This window comes from Glycomyces sp. YM15 (assembly GCF_016918015.1).
Classification (GTDB): Bacteria; Actinomycetota; Actinomycetes; order Mycobacteriales; family Micromonosporaceae; genus Glycomyces.
On the sequence record NZ_JAERMK010000017.1, the window covers coordinates 108,792 to 122,189 of the forward strand.

Genomic DNA, 13,398 nt, shown 5'->3' on the forward strand with positions numbered 1-13,398 from the left:
GCCCCTCGCCACTCCGACCGCCAAGTCGCGGTGCTCCCGGGCCGTCGCCGCGAGATCCACCCGCAGTTCGGCCGGCGGCGACTCGGTCGGCGACCGGGCTGGCCCAGGCTTCGGTGACGGTCTGCTGCAGACGGTCGATCTCAGTCGATGGCATCATCGGAAGGCAGTCTCGGCCCTTGTCGCCGCGGAGGCAACCGGGTTCCCAAGCGGCCCGGCACGGCGCGAGCAGTCCTCGCGCTGTGGGTATGGTCGGCTTGCCAGATCCACATTCCATCGGCGGCGCTCAAGCCGCCCTTGGGCATATCGAAGGACGAAACCGGCATGAGTAAGCCTTCGCAGCCTTCGGCTTCCGATGAACGGAAGCCCCGCTCGGCGAACTGGAAACGCATCTCCATTGTGGCTGCCGCCGCGGCCGCGCTCTTCGCGGGAACGACCGTGGCCACGGCCCTGGCGTTCCCGCTCACCGACCCCGAACCCTCCGAAGCGCCACTGGAGTCCTCGACGAGCGCCTCCGGAGCCGCTTCGACCACCGAGGCGGCTCCCGAGGCGGCCGCGCTTCCCGGACCCTCCGAATCCCCGTCGCCCGAAGCGGTCGGCGAATGCGAACGGGTGCCAAGCGGCACACCGGAAGTCACGGTCACCGAAGTCGACACCGGTGGCGGCGTCATCGGCTACGGGCGTGAAGGCGACACCGAGCGCCTGCCCATGGCCATCGCGGCGAGGCCCGGCGGGTCCTGGCTCGCCTGGGTCGGGACCGACGACCGGATCCATCTCGGCAGACTCGACTGCGACGACGAGCTCGAAGGCGACCCGATCGCGTTCGAGGGCATCGACCTCCAGGACGTGCAGGCCGACGCGAACGGCGTCGTGGTCCTCGTGACCCGCGAAGGCGCATGCGGGGACGGCCCGCTCTGCGGCGGTGAGGCGAGCCCTTGCAACACGATGCACATGGTGCGCTTCGACAATGACGGCAACCAGGTCTGGGAGCGCCAGGTCACCAACCTCGGCGACGGCCTCGACGGATACGACGACGGCGCGCGGTTCGTCTGGTGGTACCAGCACCACGGCCGGCTCGCGACCGACGGCGAGCACTACGCGGCCTACTTCGGCGTCGCGATCACCGTCGCCAACGGCGACTGCGTGGACGTCCACCAGGGCGACCGCATGCAGGTGGTCGACTCGGACGGGAACCTGGTCGACCACGCCGACGGCTTCGAGGTCGGCTGCAGCCACAGCTGGACCACCCGCATCGTCTGGGATCCGAGCCACGAGACGTTCGCGATGGTCTGCGCGACCGACAACGGATGCCGGATCGCCCAGCCCGACCCGTACGAGACCGTGGCCGCGGGAACCTGCGACGGCACCCTCTTCGGCGGCGACCTCGTCCTCGCGAGCGACGGCCCGCGCTACTGGACCGCCTGGAGCCAGGGCGGCCAGGTCCGCCTCGAGCATTTCGAGCCCGACGGCGTCAGCGTCGATCCCGGGGTCGAGGCCGCCCACCCGCACCTCGTCGCCTACGGAGCCTCCCACATGCTGCTGGCCTGGGAGGACGGCGACGCCATGCGCGCCCAGGTCCACCACTCCGGAACCGGTGCGGTCGTGGGCGAGGCGTTCGACATCGACGTGCCCGACCACGGCTACCAGGCGTTCAAGGCCTATGACGACGGCAGCGTGGCCTACCCTGCCGCGGGCGGCGACGGCACGATCCAGATCGCCCGGGTGATGCCGCTCAGCGGCTGACCCGGATCACTGGATCGGCCGACTCCGCGAACGGTCCCGGGCCGCTGTGTCAGGCTTCGCATGGGCGGGTACCACCGCCCCAGCGATACGGACTGTGGAGGCAGGCAACATGAGCGTGGTCGTCATCGGAAGCGCGAACCTCGACCTCGTCTACGAGGTCGAGCGCATCCCCGCGCCGGGTGAGACGGTGCTCTCGCGCGGCCTCGCCTCCTTCCCCGGCGGCAAGGGCAACAACCAGGCGATCGCGGCCGCCCGAGCCGGGGCGGATACGCGCTTCATCGCGGCGCTCGGCGATGACGAGGCGGCTGACGCGCTCGCCGAGCAGGCCCGGGACGCGGGCATCACGCTGCTCGCCCGCCGCGTGGACGCGCCGACCGGCACGGCCGTGATCTTCGTGGACCGCAAGGGCGAGAACTCGATCGTGGTGAACTCGGGCGCGAACGCCCACCTCGTGGACCTCACCGAGACCGAACTGGCCGAGATCGCCGCCGCCGATGTCATGGTCGTACAGCTCGAGACGCCGCTGCCGACCGTGACCGCCGCCATCCGCGCGGCGCGGGCCGCCGACACGACCGTGGTCCTCAACGCCGCGCCGAGCGGCGCCTTCCCCGAGGAGCTGCTCGGCGAGGTCGACATCCTCATCGTGAACGAGCACGAGGCCGCGGAACTCGCGGGCGAGCCGGCCGGGACCGGCGAGCGGTCGTTGATGTCGGTCCTCACCTCGCACGGCTGCGACGTGGTCATCACCCTCGGCTCGGACGGCGCCTTCGTCGGCGGCCACGGCACCGAACCGGTGAAGATCCCGTCGTTCCCGGTCGAGGTCAAGGACACGACGGGAGCGGGCGACGTGTTCGTGGGCGCATTCGCCGCCTCGTTGGATCGCACCGCCGACCAGCGCTCGCTCGTCGCGGCCACCGAATTCGCGACCGCCGCCTCGGCGGTCGCGGTGCAGCGCAAGGGTGCGGGTCCGTCGATCCCGACCCTGGACGAGGTGCGGAAGCTCTTGGATTCCTGACCGGATGCGAACGAAGGGGCCCCGCGCGACCGCGCGCGGGGCCCCTTCGGCCTCGATATCGACTTCTGGCCGTGCTCATGCCGCCGATGGCTTATGGTCGGCACGATCCCAAGCGACCAGTGTGTGGAAAGGAGACGGGCACCATGGCCGAGCAGGTCCTGACCGAAGTCAGCGCCGTCGTCGCGCCGGAGCGCGAAGCCGATCTTCTCGTGGCCTATCGCGAGGTCGCCGCAGGGCCTTTCCCCGACGGGCTGATACGAACCGAGCTGCTGAGCGGGGGAGGCGGACGCTGGCGCATTCAGACGCTCTGGCGGGACCAGGCCGCGTTGGAGGCCATGCGCGCGGGACCGGAGCCGCCTACGGCGCCGCGTCTCTTCCGGGAGGTGGGCGCCGACCCCGAGCTCGTCATCCTCGACGTGCGGGTGCGCGGCACTGCCCAACCCGATTGACGCCTTGTCGGCGGAGGCCCTGTGCGGTTCGCGCACAGGGCATCCGCTGTTCCTTCGGTCAGCGGGCGGCCGTCGTCGGTGCGCCGATCAGGCGCGGGGCGATGACGACCCGGTCGATGTCCGGCGCCCACGAGCCGGCGTTGCCCAGCTGCAGTGTTTCATCCGCAGTGGACAGTGTCACGGGGATCGTGCGCTGGGAGAAGCTGTTCCACGAGTACGTGTAGCGGAAGTACGCGTGGCCCACCTGTTCGCCGCCTTCGGCGACCTCGAGCAGCCGGTCCACGACCTGCGGGTTGTAGTCGTGCTGGCCTGAGGTCTCGGCGTTGGCGTAGTAGACGGTGAGGTCGTAGTCCCCGGCTGCGGCGAAGCCGTCGCGGGCGATCTCGACCGTGTTGGCGGTGCCGTTGCCGATCCAGCCCGCGAAGGCGTTCCCGGAGGCGTTGGTGCCGGTGCTGTCGGCGAGCGTGGTGATCGACGCCTGGCCGTGGAGCGTCATGTCCTCGGCCTCGACTGAGACGGCCGCACTGTCGGCGGCCCGGTCGCGGATCGTGGTGAGCGACTGGACGACGGCGCCGTCGGGGGAGCGGAGCTCGATCTCGTTGATGCCCTCGTTGAGGTGCACGACGGCGTTCGAGCGCCATTTCCCGGCCGCGTCGGAGTCCACAGTGGCTACGGCGTCGCCGTTCGCCGTGAGCTCGACCGAGGAGGCCTTGGTCGAGGACCAGTCGATCTGCACGTCGTAGTAGCCGGTCTCGATCGCCGTCGCGTACAGGTCGGCCCGGGCAGCGCCGCTGATGGCCGCGCCGCCCTTGCAGTCGCCGTTCCACTTCAGGGAGGCGCCGTCTTCGAGGCGGAAGCCCGTGGACGGGTACAGCGTGGGCTCGCCTTCCTCCACAGAGGTCAACGCGACCTTGTCGAGGGTGATGTCCGAGTTGGGGAGCCTGGTGGTCCCATCGGCGCTGGAGCGGATCGACAGGGTGTGGCTCCCGGCGGTCAGGTCGACGAGCAGTTCGGCGCTGCCGCGGTACTTCCACCGGCTGTTGTCGTTGAGCGCCAGGTCGGCGGCATACTGGATCGTGCCGGCCGACGCGTCGTCGACGAACAGCGCGTGCCTGCCCGGGACGCCGGGGGCGCCGCCGATCACCTGGAGCCGGTAGGTCCCGTCGTGCGGGACTGCGACGTTCCATTCTGCACGCGAATCGACCTGGTTGAAGGAGCCGACGTCCTCGCCGCCGGAGGCGAGGAACTGCCAGCCGCCGTTGGCCTGCGGGTGCTGCGCGTAGACCGTGGCGGCGGTGAGGTTCATGTCCTCGGCCTCGATCGAGTCCCGCCACGGCTGCGCGGCGGCGTCGGCCTCCACGTCGCGGCTCTGGCTCGGGGTGATGATGAGCTGGTATCCGGCGTACCGGTCGTAGGTGGGCACGTCGAGCCGCAGTTCGCCGTCGTCCAGCTGCACGCCGTCGTACGCGGCGATGACACGCGGGGTGTCGGCGAGGCCCTCGGCGCCGGTGAGCGCGTTCTCGCGGATCTCCACGTCGACCTTGTTCCCGAAGACCGACTCGTCGAGCCCGCTGATCGCAATGGCCACGTCGCTGTCGGTGCCTCCCCAGAGGACGGTGGCCCGGCGGTCGGCGTCGTCGACCGCGCCGATGCCCTGGAGGGTGTCGACGCCCTTCGGAGTCGGCGGGGTGACGCGCACGGTCTCGCTGCCGTCGAGGTCGCCGTACCACTTGAACATCCACCAGCCCGCGTTCGCGCCGTTCGGCCGGGCGGTGTTGTCGGAGAGGTTGCCCGCGTAGTTCCAGTAAGCGGTCTGGGCGTCCACCTTGGTGTCCTCGAACATGGTGAACCATTGGATGAGCTGGCCGGGGACGCTCATGTCGCGCAGCATCCCGTACTCGGTGATGTTCACCGGGATCGGGTCGAGGCCCAGGGACGCTTCGAGTTCGCGGTAGTCGGCGAAGTTCCGGCGGTAGGTGCCGAGGTTGTCGATGCCCAGCTCGTGCCAGACGAAGATGTCCGGCAGCGAGTGGTTCGCCTTCGCGAACTCGAGGAGGTCGCGGCTGCGCTGGGGCTGCCAGCGGGTGTCGCCGGGGCCGGCGATGCGGGCGTGGCCGAGGCCGTGGCGCTCCCAGACCTCCTGGATCTTCTCGTAGACGGCCTGCCAGTCGCCGAGGAACCGGTCCTTCTGGTCGGCCCAGTTCGGGTACCAGTTGCCGCCGTCGGGCTCGTTGAAGGGGAGGAAGACGTAGTCCTCAGGACGGTCGGAGTCCGTGGCGACGGCCTCGGTCACGAACTCGACCACTTCGAGGAAGTCCCAGACGCCGTTGCCGCCCTCGGTGTACGTGCCGTCCTCGAGGTTGTAGGTGCGGGTGTCGCCGGGGCGCCGGCCGCTGTTGTACGGCCACTCAGGGTAGTAGTCCTGCATGTAGATGTACATGTCCTCGCCGTGCTCGGCGAAGAATCCGTCCTCGACCTTGATGGCGTCGCCGGAGGGGTGCTGGGTGCCGTAGGGCGCCTTCTGCGAGGTGTTGGTGATGTGGGCGCCGTTGATGAGCGACTGGGTGGGCGCGCCTTCGTCGCCGAAGCCGTAGAGCGTGCCGGAGGCGCCGCCGCGGAAGTCGCCGGTGCGGTCGGCGAAGTCCACGGCCAGCACTTCGGGCTCGGCGGCGACGGCCGGCTCGCCCGCCAGTCCTGTCACCGCGGTCGCGGCGACCGCCGCGGCAGCACCGGTGCTCATGAGTCTCCTCAACATCAGGGGGGTCCTCTCTTCATTGAGATCGGGGTATTTCGGCTCTCGAGCCGCAGGTAGACCGTACCGATATTTGATAACGATTTCAAGACATGACTTGAAATCGATTTCAGAACTGGGCTAGGTTCGAACCGTTGACGACATCGCGGCCGACACCCGACCGCGATCCCGACGTACGGAAAAAGGGGTATCGTGACCGATCAGTTCTCTTGGGGCAGTGGACGTCTCGAATTCGGATTCGCGTGGGACGCCGACTCGCCGGTGCGCGTCACCGGCGTCACCCGCGGCGGGACCGCGATCCCGGTGCACGCCGTGCCCCTCGTCGAGGTCACGACCGCCCGGCAGGGCAACACCCCCGGCGCGGACCGCATCTCCCACACCCAGCTCGGACTGGCCCTCCGCTACGCCTCGCACACCGAGGACCGCGACGGCGGCACCCGCTCGCTGGCCATCCGCCAGACCGCGCCCGGCGTCGAAGCCGTCATCACCCTCGAAATCCTCGACACCGCCGAGTCGGCCGTGCGCTCCCGCGTCGAAGTACGCGCCACCGGCGACGACACCCTCGTGCTCCGCTCCGTCGCCTCCTGGAGCGCCGGGTTCACCCGGCCCGGCACCGTCGACGACGACAACCTCGCGGGCTGGCACCGCATCCAAGGCGTCAGCGACTGGTTCGGCGAAGGCCGCTGGTCCCGCACCCCGCTGCGCGGCATCGACTTCCCGCGACTCTCCACTCAGCTCGCCCACAGCACCCACGACCCGCGCGGCCACTACTCCGTCACCTCCGACGGCACCTGGTCCACCGGCCGCCACCTCCCCGTCGCCGGGGTGGAGACCCAAGGCCTCGCCTTCGTCTGGCAGATCGAGCACAACGGCGCCTGGCGCTGGGAGCTCGGCGAAGACCTCCAAGGCGGGTACTGCACCCTCTCCGGCCCCACCGACGCGGACTCGTCCTGGACCCGCGTCCTGCGCCCGGGGGAGTCGTTCACCAGCGTCCCGGCCGCCATCGCCCTGGGAAGCGACTTCACCGAAGCCGTCGCGGCCCTCACCGACTTCCGCCGCGCCGCCCGCCGCCCCCACCCCGACAACGCCGCCATGCCCGTCGTCTTCAACGACTACATGAACACCCTCATGGGCGACCCCACCACGGAGAAACTCCTCCCGCTCATCACCTCCGCCGCCGCGATCGGCGCCGAGATCTTCTGCATCGACGCCGGCTGGTACGACGACGGCGGCGACTGGTGGCCCAGCGTGGGGGAGTGGCGGCCCTCCATCACCCGCTTCCCCGGTGGCCTCGGCGAAGTCATCGACGCCATCCGCGACGCCGGGATGACCCCCGGCCTCTGGCTCGAACCCGAAGTCGTCGGCGTCCGCAGCCCCATGGCCGACAAGCTCCCCGATGACGCCTTCCTCCAGCGCCACGGCCAGCGCCTCGTCGAGCACCAGCGCTACCACCTCGACCTGCGCCACCCCGCCGCCATCGCGCACCTGGACGGCGTCGTCGACCGGCTCGTGAACGACTTCGGCATCGGCTTCTTCAAATTCGACTACAACGTCAACCCCGGCCCCGGCACCGACCTGAACGCCGACAGCGTGGGCGACGGCCTCCTCGGCCACAACCGCGCCCACCTCGCCTGGCTCGACGGCGTCCTCGACCGCCACCCCGGCCTGGTCATCGAGAACTGCTCCTCGGGCGCGATGCGCATGGACTTCGCCGTCCTCTCCCGCCTCGCCATGCAGTCCACTTCGGACCAGCAGGAGTTCTGGAAGTACCCGCCGATCGCCGCCGCCGCGCCCATCTCACTCCTGCCCGAGCAGGCCGCCAGCTGGGCCTACCCCCAGCCCGAGATGAACGATGAAGAAGTCGCGTTCTGCCTCGTCACCGGCCTCCTCGGCCGCTACTACGTCTCCGGCCACCTCAACCGCATGACCGAAGCCCAGCGCGCCACCGTCGCCACCGCCGTCGCCACCGCGAAGGAGCTGCGCGGCGCCATCGCCACCGGCCACGCCTACTGGCCCGCAGGGCTCCCCGAATGGACCGAGCCCTGGGTCGCCCTCGGCCTCCGCGGCCAGGACGAAGACCTCGTCTCCGTCTGGCGCCGAGGCGGATCCGCCTCCACCACCCTCCATCTGCCGCACCTCGCCGGACGCGACCTCACCGTCACCACCGTGTTCCCCGTCGACCTCCCCGAATGGAAGACCGCCTGGGACGCCTCGACCGGCACCCTTCACGTCCAAGCAGGCGACGCCGGCACCGCCGCCCGCACCTTCCGCCTGACCTGCTAATCCCTCACCGCTAGGAGCGATGCAATGTCGAACAGGTTCCGCAACGCGCTGGCGCTCGCCGCCGCAGGCGCCATCACCCTCGCCGGGTGCTCCGACCCCGGCGCCGACACCGGGTCCGGCGGGCCCGTCACCTGGCCGGCCCAGGACGCCGACCTCTCCGGCACCACCCTCACCATCTGGGCCGCCCAGAACTCGAACACCGTGCCCGACAGCGTGATCGCGGGCTTCGAGGAGCTCACCGGCGCCGAGGTCGAGGTCGTCACCATCCCCGACCCGTACGAGCAGGGCGTCCAGACCAAGGTCGCCACCGGCGACAAGCCCGACCTCGCGTTCTGGCAGCCCACGGCCTCCCAGCTCACGGCCCTCAACGCCACCCAGAACCTGCAGCCGCTCGACGACGCCCCCTGGCTCGACGCCTACCAGCCCGACCTGCGCGACATCACCGGCATCCTCGACGACACCCGCTACGCCACCCTCATCACCACCCCGGCCGTCGAAGGCGTCTACTACAACAAGGAAGTGTTCGCGGCCAACGGCATCACCGCGACCCCCACCGACTGGGACTCCTTCCTGCAGACCGCCCGCGACCTCAAAGCCGCCGGCGTCACCCCGTTCCACGAGATGGCCGCCGACAGGTGGGGCACCCAGTGGTGGGTCCAGGTGCAGCTCGCCGACGCCGCCGCCGACGGCCTCTGGGACCGCGTCAACGCCGACGAAGAGGCCTTCACCGACCCGACCATCCAGGGCGCCATCGACAACTACAAGGCGCTCATCGACGAAGGCCTCTTCAACGCGGACATCAAGACCGCCACCTTCGAAGACCAGGGCGCCGCGCTCCTCGCGGGCGACGCCGCCATGGTCATGCAGGTCAACTCGTTCTTCGGCCAACTCCAGTCGCTCGCCGACACCGAAGAACTCGACCAGAAGATCGGCTTCTTCCCGATCTCCCCGTCCGGCAACACCGGCACCTTCATCCCCGACCAGTCGAACGCCCTGGTCGCCTTCAAGACCGGCGACGAGCAGCGCGAGGCCGCCGCACGCCAGCTCCTCTCGTACTGGATGGGCGACGGCTACCAGGACTTCGTGAACGCCCAGTCGACCGTCTCGCTCCAGACCGGCGTCGAGACCCCGGCCGACGTCCCCGAAGCCCTGCTCGCCGTCAGCGAATCCGTCGGCACCTCCGTCGGCTCCATGCAGGCCCTCGCCATCGCCAACCCGGACCTCTACATCTACCTCGCCGACATGATCCAGGGCACCAAGACGCCCGCCGAGGTCGCCGAGGCCACCCAGTCCCAGTTCGCCGAACTCGCCAAAGCCCAAGGCGCCGAAGGCTTCTAACCCCCCGAAACCGAGGGGCGCCGGGCAGGGGTCAAGACCCCGGCGCCCCTCACCACCGGCAACGCCGCTACCAGGAAGGCCGAACGCCGTGACCACCATGCTCGCCAAGGGCAAGGCAGGACCCCGCAGACAAGACCATCCGCTGTGGTTCCTCATCCCGGCGCTCGCAGTCCTGGTCGTGTTCTTCCTCGTCCCCACCGCCTTCAACTTCGTCTACGCCTTCACCGACTGGTCGAGCTTCAAGAGCGACATCAACTTCGCCGGCGTCGACAACTTCACCTCGCTGATCTCCAACGGCACCCTCCGCAACGCCCTCAAAGTCACCCTCGTGTACGCGGTGCTGGTCGCGATCTTCCAGAACGCCTTCGGCCTCGGCCTCGCCCTCCTGCTCGAAAGGGACACCCGTGTCAACCGCGCCGTGCGGGTCGCCTTCTTCGTCCCGGTCATCATGTCCGCGCTGGCGGTCGGCTACATCTTCCAGGCCCTGCTCAAGCCCGACGGCGCCCTGAACGGCATCATCGGCTGGTTCACCGGCGCCGAGGTCTCGATTCCGTGGCTGGGGGACACCACCTGGACCATCGTGGTCGTCGCGATCGTCCACGCCTGGAAGTGGATGGGCCTCTCGATGCTCATCTACCTGGCCGGGCTCAAGACCATCAGCGAGGACGTGCTGGAAGCGGCCCGCCTCGACGGGGCAGGGCGCTGGACCATGTTCCGCTCCATCCGCTTCCCACTACTCGCCCCGGCCGTCACGTTCAACGTCGCGACTGCGCTGCTCGGCTCGATGAACGGCTTCGACATCGTGCAGGCCACCACCGAGGGCGGCCCCGGCGGCACCACCGAGCTGCTGAACATCTACATCTTCCGGACCTTCGGGCAGGGCCTGTTCGCCCAGGCCACGACCATGAGCCTGGTGCTGTTCCTGCTGGTCGCCATCCTGGCCTTCCCGGTGATCCGGTTCCTGCGCAAGCGAGAGGACGTGCTTTGACCATCACCGCCGAACGGCCGGAGACCGCCGCCCCCATCGCACCCGCCCGCCGCAGGACGCGCCGCCGCTTCCCGGTCCAGCCGGCCGCGGCGATCTTGGTCGCCGTCCTCGTGCTCGGCGTCCCGTTCTGGCTGGTGATCGCGACCGCCGCGAAGGACCAGGCGGAGGCCCTGAACCCGGACCTGTCGCCGCCGAGCGAATGGCGGCTGTTCGACAACTTCGCCCAGGTCTTCGAGGACGGCCGGATGATCGCGGGCTTCTTCGGGAGCCTCCTCGTGATGGTCCCGGCCGTGGTCGGCGTGCTCATCCTCGGCTCGATGGCCGCGTGGATCCTCGGCCGCCGCGGCGGCCGCCTCACGGCCGCGATCTATGCGCTGGGCATCTCCGGCATCGTGCTGCCGCCCGCGGTCGTCACGATCGTGCTCCTGCTGCGCCAGCTCGGTCTCGCCGGGACCGCGCTCGGCATGATCGGGGTCTACATGGGCATGTATCTGTCCACTGTGATCTTCTTCGTGACCGGTTTCGTGCGTACGATCCCGCATGAGCTGGAGGAGGCCGCCCGCGTCGACGGGGCCGGTCCGGTGCGCACGTTCATCCGCGTGGTCCTGCCGCTGCTGCGGCCGGTGCTCGCCACCGCGACCATCCTGATCTGCCTGTACATCTGGAACGACGTGTTCTACGCGCTGTTCGTGATCGGCGGCCGCCTCGACACGCTGCCGCTCAACCTCTACCAAGTGGCGAGCGCGGGTCTGTATCTCCAGAACTGGCACCTGATCTTCGCCTATATCATCCTGATGAGCCTGCCGCTCCTGATCACGTTCATGGTCGCCCAGCGCAGGATCATCAGTGGTATCACCAGTGGAGCGGTGAAATGAGCTCGAACACGAGTGGTGCCGTCAAGTGACCGAGAGGAGGACCGTGGCCAGAGAGGGCAGGAACCCGACGATCTCCGACGTCGCCGAACTGGCGGGCGTCTCGGTCCCCACGGTCTCCCGCGTGCTCACCGGGGCCGCGAGGGTGAGCCCTGCGAAGCGCGAGCTCGTCGAGGCCGCCATCGCGGAGCTCAACTTCCGGCCCAGCGCCGCCGCCCGGGTCCTGGTCTCCCGCAAGTCCCGGACCATCGCGGTGATCGCGGGCAACACCTCCCGCTACGGCTACGCGGAGACCATCCGCGGCATCGAGATCGCCGCCCGCGCCGAGGGCTACACGGTGATGATCACCGTCGTGGAGAGCGCCGACGAGGAGGAGGTCGACCGCGCCGTCTCGGCGACCCGGATGCAGACCCTCGCCGGGGTCGTGGTCCTCAAGTTCGACCCGCCCGGCGTTGCCGCGCTCCACAAGCTCGGCACCGACCTACCGGTGGTCGCCCTTTCCGGCACGCGCGAATCCGGTGTGCCCCAAGCGGTCCTGGACGAGGCCGCCGCAGCCGAGGAGCTCACGGAGTACCTCCTCGGCCTCGGCCACCGCACCGTGCACCATGTCCGCGTCCCGCCCTCCCGCCGCGTCGACGGCCGCACCTCGGGTTGGAAGCGGGCCTTGACGAAGGCGGGCGCACCGGTCCCCGCCGTCCGCGACGCCACCTGGGAACCCAAGAGCGGCATAGCGGTCGGCGGTGAACTCGCCGCCGACCCCGAGGTCACGGCCGTCTTCTGCGGCAATGACGAGATAGCCATGGGCGTCATGCGCGGCATCACCGAAGCGGGCCGCCGCGTCCCCGAGGACATCTCGGTCGCCGGTTTCGACGACCACCCGCTCGCCGAACTCTGGTCGCCGCCGCTCACGACGGTGAGGCAGGACTTCGCGAGCCTCGGCGTGCGGGGCTTCCAACTCCTGAAGCAGGCCATCGACGACGCTGTCGTCCGCCGCTACTCCAGCGAACGGCCGACCCTGGTCCTGCGCGAGAGCACTGCCGCCCCGAGGGCCCGCTGACCTACTGCAACGCGAGCATCGCCGCCGCGACATCATCAGCGGCGGAGTCGGGCAGGGCGGTCGCGGCCTGTTCGAGCACGAGCAGTCGAGCGCCGGGGATCTCGCGTGCCAGCGCCTCGCCGTTGCCGACCGGGAAGAACCGGTCGCGGCGGCCGTGCACCACGAGCGTCGGCATACCGATTTCGGGCAGGCGCTCCCGCCAGCGCGGCCTGCAGTCGAGTTCGGCGAAGACCATGCCGAGATGGTTGGCCATCTGGACCGCCGGTTCCGTGCTCGAGGCGCGGTCGAAGATGCGCTCGGCTCTCACACGCGCCGCGTCGGGGTCGTCGCCGAGGATCTGCGCACCTTCGGCTGCGAAGCGGGACACGGCGGTCCGGTCGGACCAGTCGGGCATCGGGTGGGAGAAGAGCCGACCCATCGTCGCGCCATCGTGGTCGGGCAGGTCGGCGTCGACCGGTCCGGGCGCGACGGGCCGCGTCCCGACCAGGGTCAGTGCCGAGAAGGCCTCCGGGTGGTCGAGCGCGGCGACCTGAGCGACCATGCCGCCGACACCGATGCCCGCCAGGTGGGCGGGCCGGTCGTCGAGGTCTCGGGCGAGCATGGCGGCGTCGGCGGCGAGGTCACGCAGCGTGTACGCGGGAGCACCGGGGTCCTGGGTTGTCGACTCGCCGCAATCGCGCAGGTCGTAGCGCACGACATGGCGTCCGCCGTTCGCCAGTGAACGGCACAGCGAGTCGGGCCACGAGAGCATGGTCGTGCCGCCCGCGAGCAGCACGAGGGGTGCGGCCGGATCACCGAAGTGCTCGACCCCGAGCTTGACGTTCTCCGACATGCGTTGCTCCTTCGCTTCCGGCAGCCTGGCGGCCGCACTCATGCAGACGAGATCCGGCGCCGAAACTCATCG

At 69.9% G+C, this 13,398-nt stretch carries 10 protein-coding genes; 8 read left to right on the top strand and 2 right to left on the bottom strand.

What is annotated here, in order from left to right:
• Positions 1-321: 321 nt before the first annotated feature.
• The 3 genes from JHY01_RS18700 to JHY01_RS18710 all read left to right on the top strand — a co-directional run bounded on the left by JHY01_RS18700 (position 322) and on the right by JHY01_RS18710 (position 3,204).
• The gene (locus JHY01_RS18700) at positions 322-1,740 is read left to right on the top strand and encodes a hypothetical protein (RefSeq protein WP_205327187.1); all 1,419 of its coding nucleotides are present in this window, start codon (positions 322-324) and stop codon (positions 1,738-1,740) included.
• Positions 1,741-1,849: 109 nt separating this feature from the next.
• Complete coding sequence (locus JHY01_RS18705) at positions 1,850-2,755, top strand: ribokinase (RefSeq protein ID WP_205327188.1); 906 nt, start codon at positions 1,850-1,852, stop codon at positions 2,753-2,755.
• A 143-nt stretch (positions 2,756-2,898) separates the two neighbouring features.
• Positions 2,899-3,204, top strand: a complete 306-nt coding sequence (locus JHY01_RS18710; RefSeq protein ID WP_205327189.1) for an antibiotic biosynthesis monooxygenase — start codon at positions 2,899-2,901, stop codon at positions 3,202-3,204.
• Positions 3,205-3,262: 58 nt separating this feature from the next.
• Here JHY01_RS18710 and JHY01_RS18715 read toward each other — a convergent pair whose 3' ends face one another.
• Positions 3,263-5,944, bottom strand: coding sequence for a hypothetical protein (locus tag JHY01_RS18715; RefSeq protein WP_205327190.1), 2,682 nt, complete (start codon positions 5,942-5,944; stop codon positions 3,263-3,265).
• Between the two features lie 204 nt (positions 5,945-6,148).
• Here JHY01_RS18715 and JHY01_RS27845 point away from each other — a divergent pair, with 204 nt between their 5' ends.
• The 5 genes from JHY01_RS27845 to JHY01_RS18740 all read left to right on the top strand — a co-directional run bounded on the left by JHY01_RS27845 (position 6,149) and on the right by JHY01_RS18740 (position 12,494).
• Complete coding sequence (locus JHY01_RS27845) at positions 6,149-8,239, top strand: glycoside hydrolase family 36 protein (RefSeq protein ID WP_205327191.1); 2,091 nt, start codon at positions 6,149-6,151, stop codon at positions 8,237-8,239.
• 24 nt (positions 8,240-8,263) lie between these two features.
• A complete protein-coding gene (locus tag JHY01_RS18725) occupies positions 8,264-9,577 on the top strand; it encodes an ABC transporter substrate-binding protein (protein ID WP_205327192.1) in 1,314 nt (437 codons plus the stop codon).
• A 97-nt stretch (positions 9,578-9,674) separates the two neighbouring features.
• Positions 9,675-10,565, top strand: coding sequence for a carbohydrate ABC transporter permease (locus JHY01_RS18730; RefSeq protein WP_240192973.1), 891 nt, complete (start codon positions 9,675-9,677; stop codon positions 10,563-10,565).
• Between the two features lie 35 nt (positions 10,566-10,600).
• Positions 10,601-11,440 (top strand): carbohydrate ABC transporter permease, encoded by an 840-nt coding sequence (locus JHY01_RS18735; RefSeq protein ID WP_374199547.1) that lies wholly within the window; start codon positions 10,601-10,603, stop codon positions 11,438-11,440.
• 43 nt (positions 11,441-11,483) lie between these two features.
• Positions 11,484-12,494 carry a LacI family DNA-binding transcriptional regulator gene (locus JHY01_RS18740; protein WP_205327195.1) on the top strand — a complete coding sequence of 337 codons (1,011 nt, stop codon included), beginning with the start codon at positions 11,484-11,486 and terminating at the stop codon, positions 12,492-12,494.
• Between the two features lies 1 nt (position 12,495).
• Here JHY01_RS18740 and JHY01_RS18745 read toward each other — a convergent pair whose 3' ends face one another.
• Positions 12,496-13,326, bottom strand: coding sequence for an alpha/beta fold hydrolase (locus tag JHY01_RS18745; protein ID WP_205327196.1), 831 nt, complete (start codon positions 13,324-13,326; stop codon positions 12,496-12,498).
• Positions 13,327-13,398: the final 72 nt, after the last annotated feature.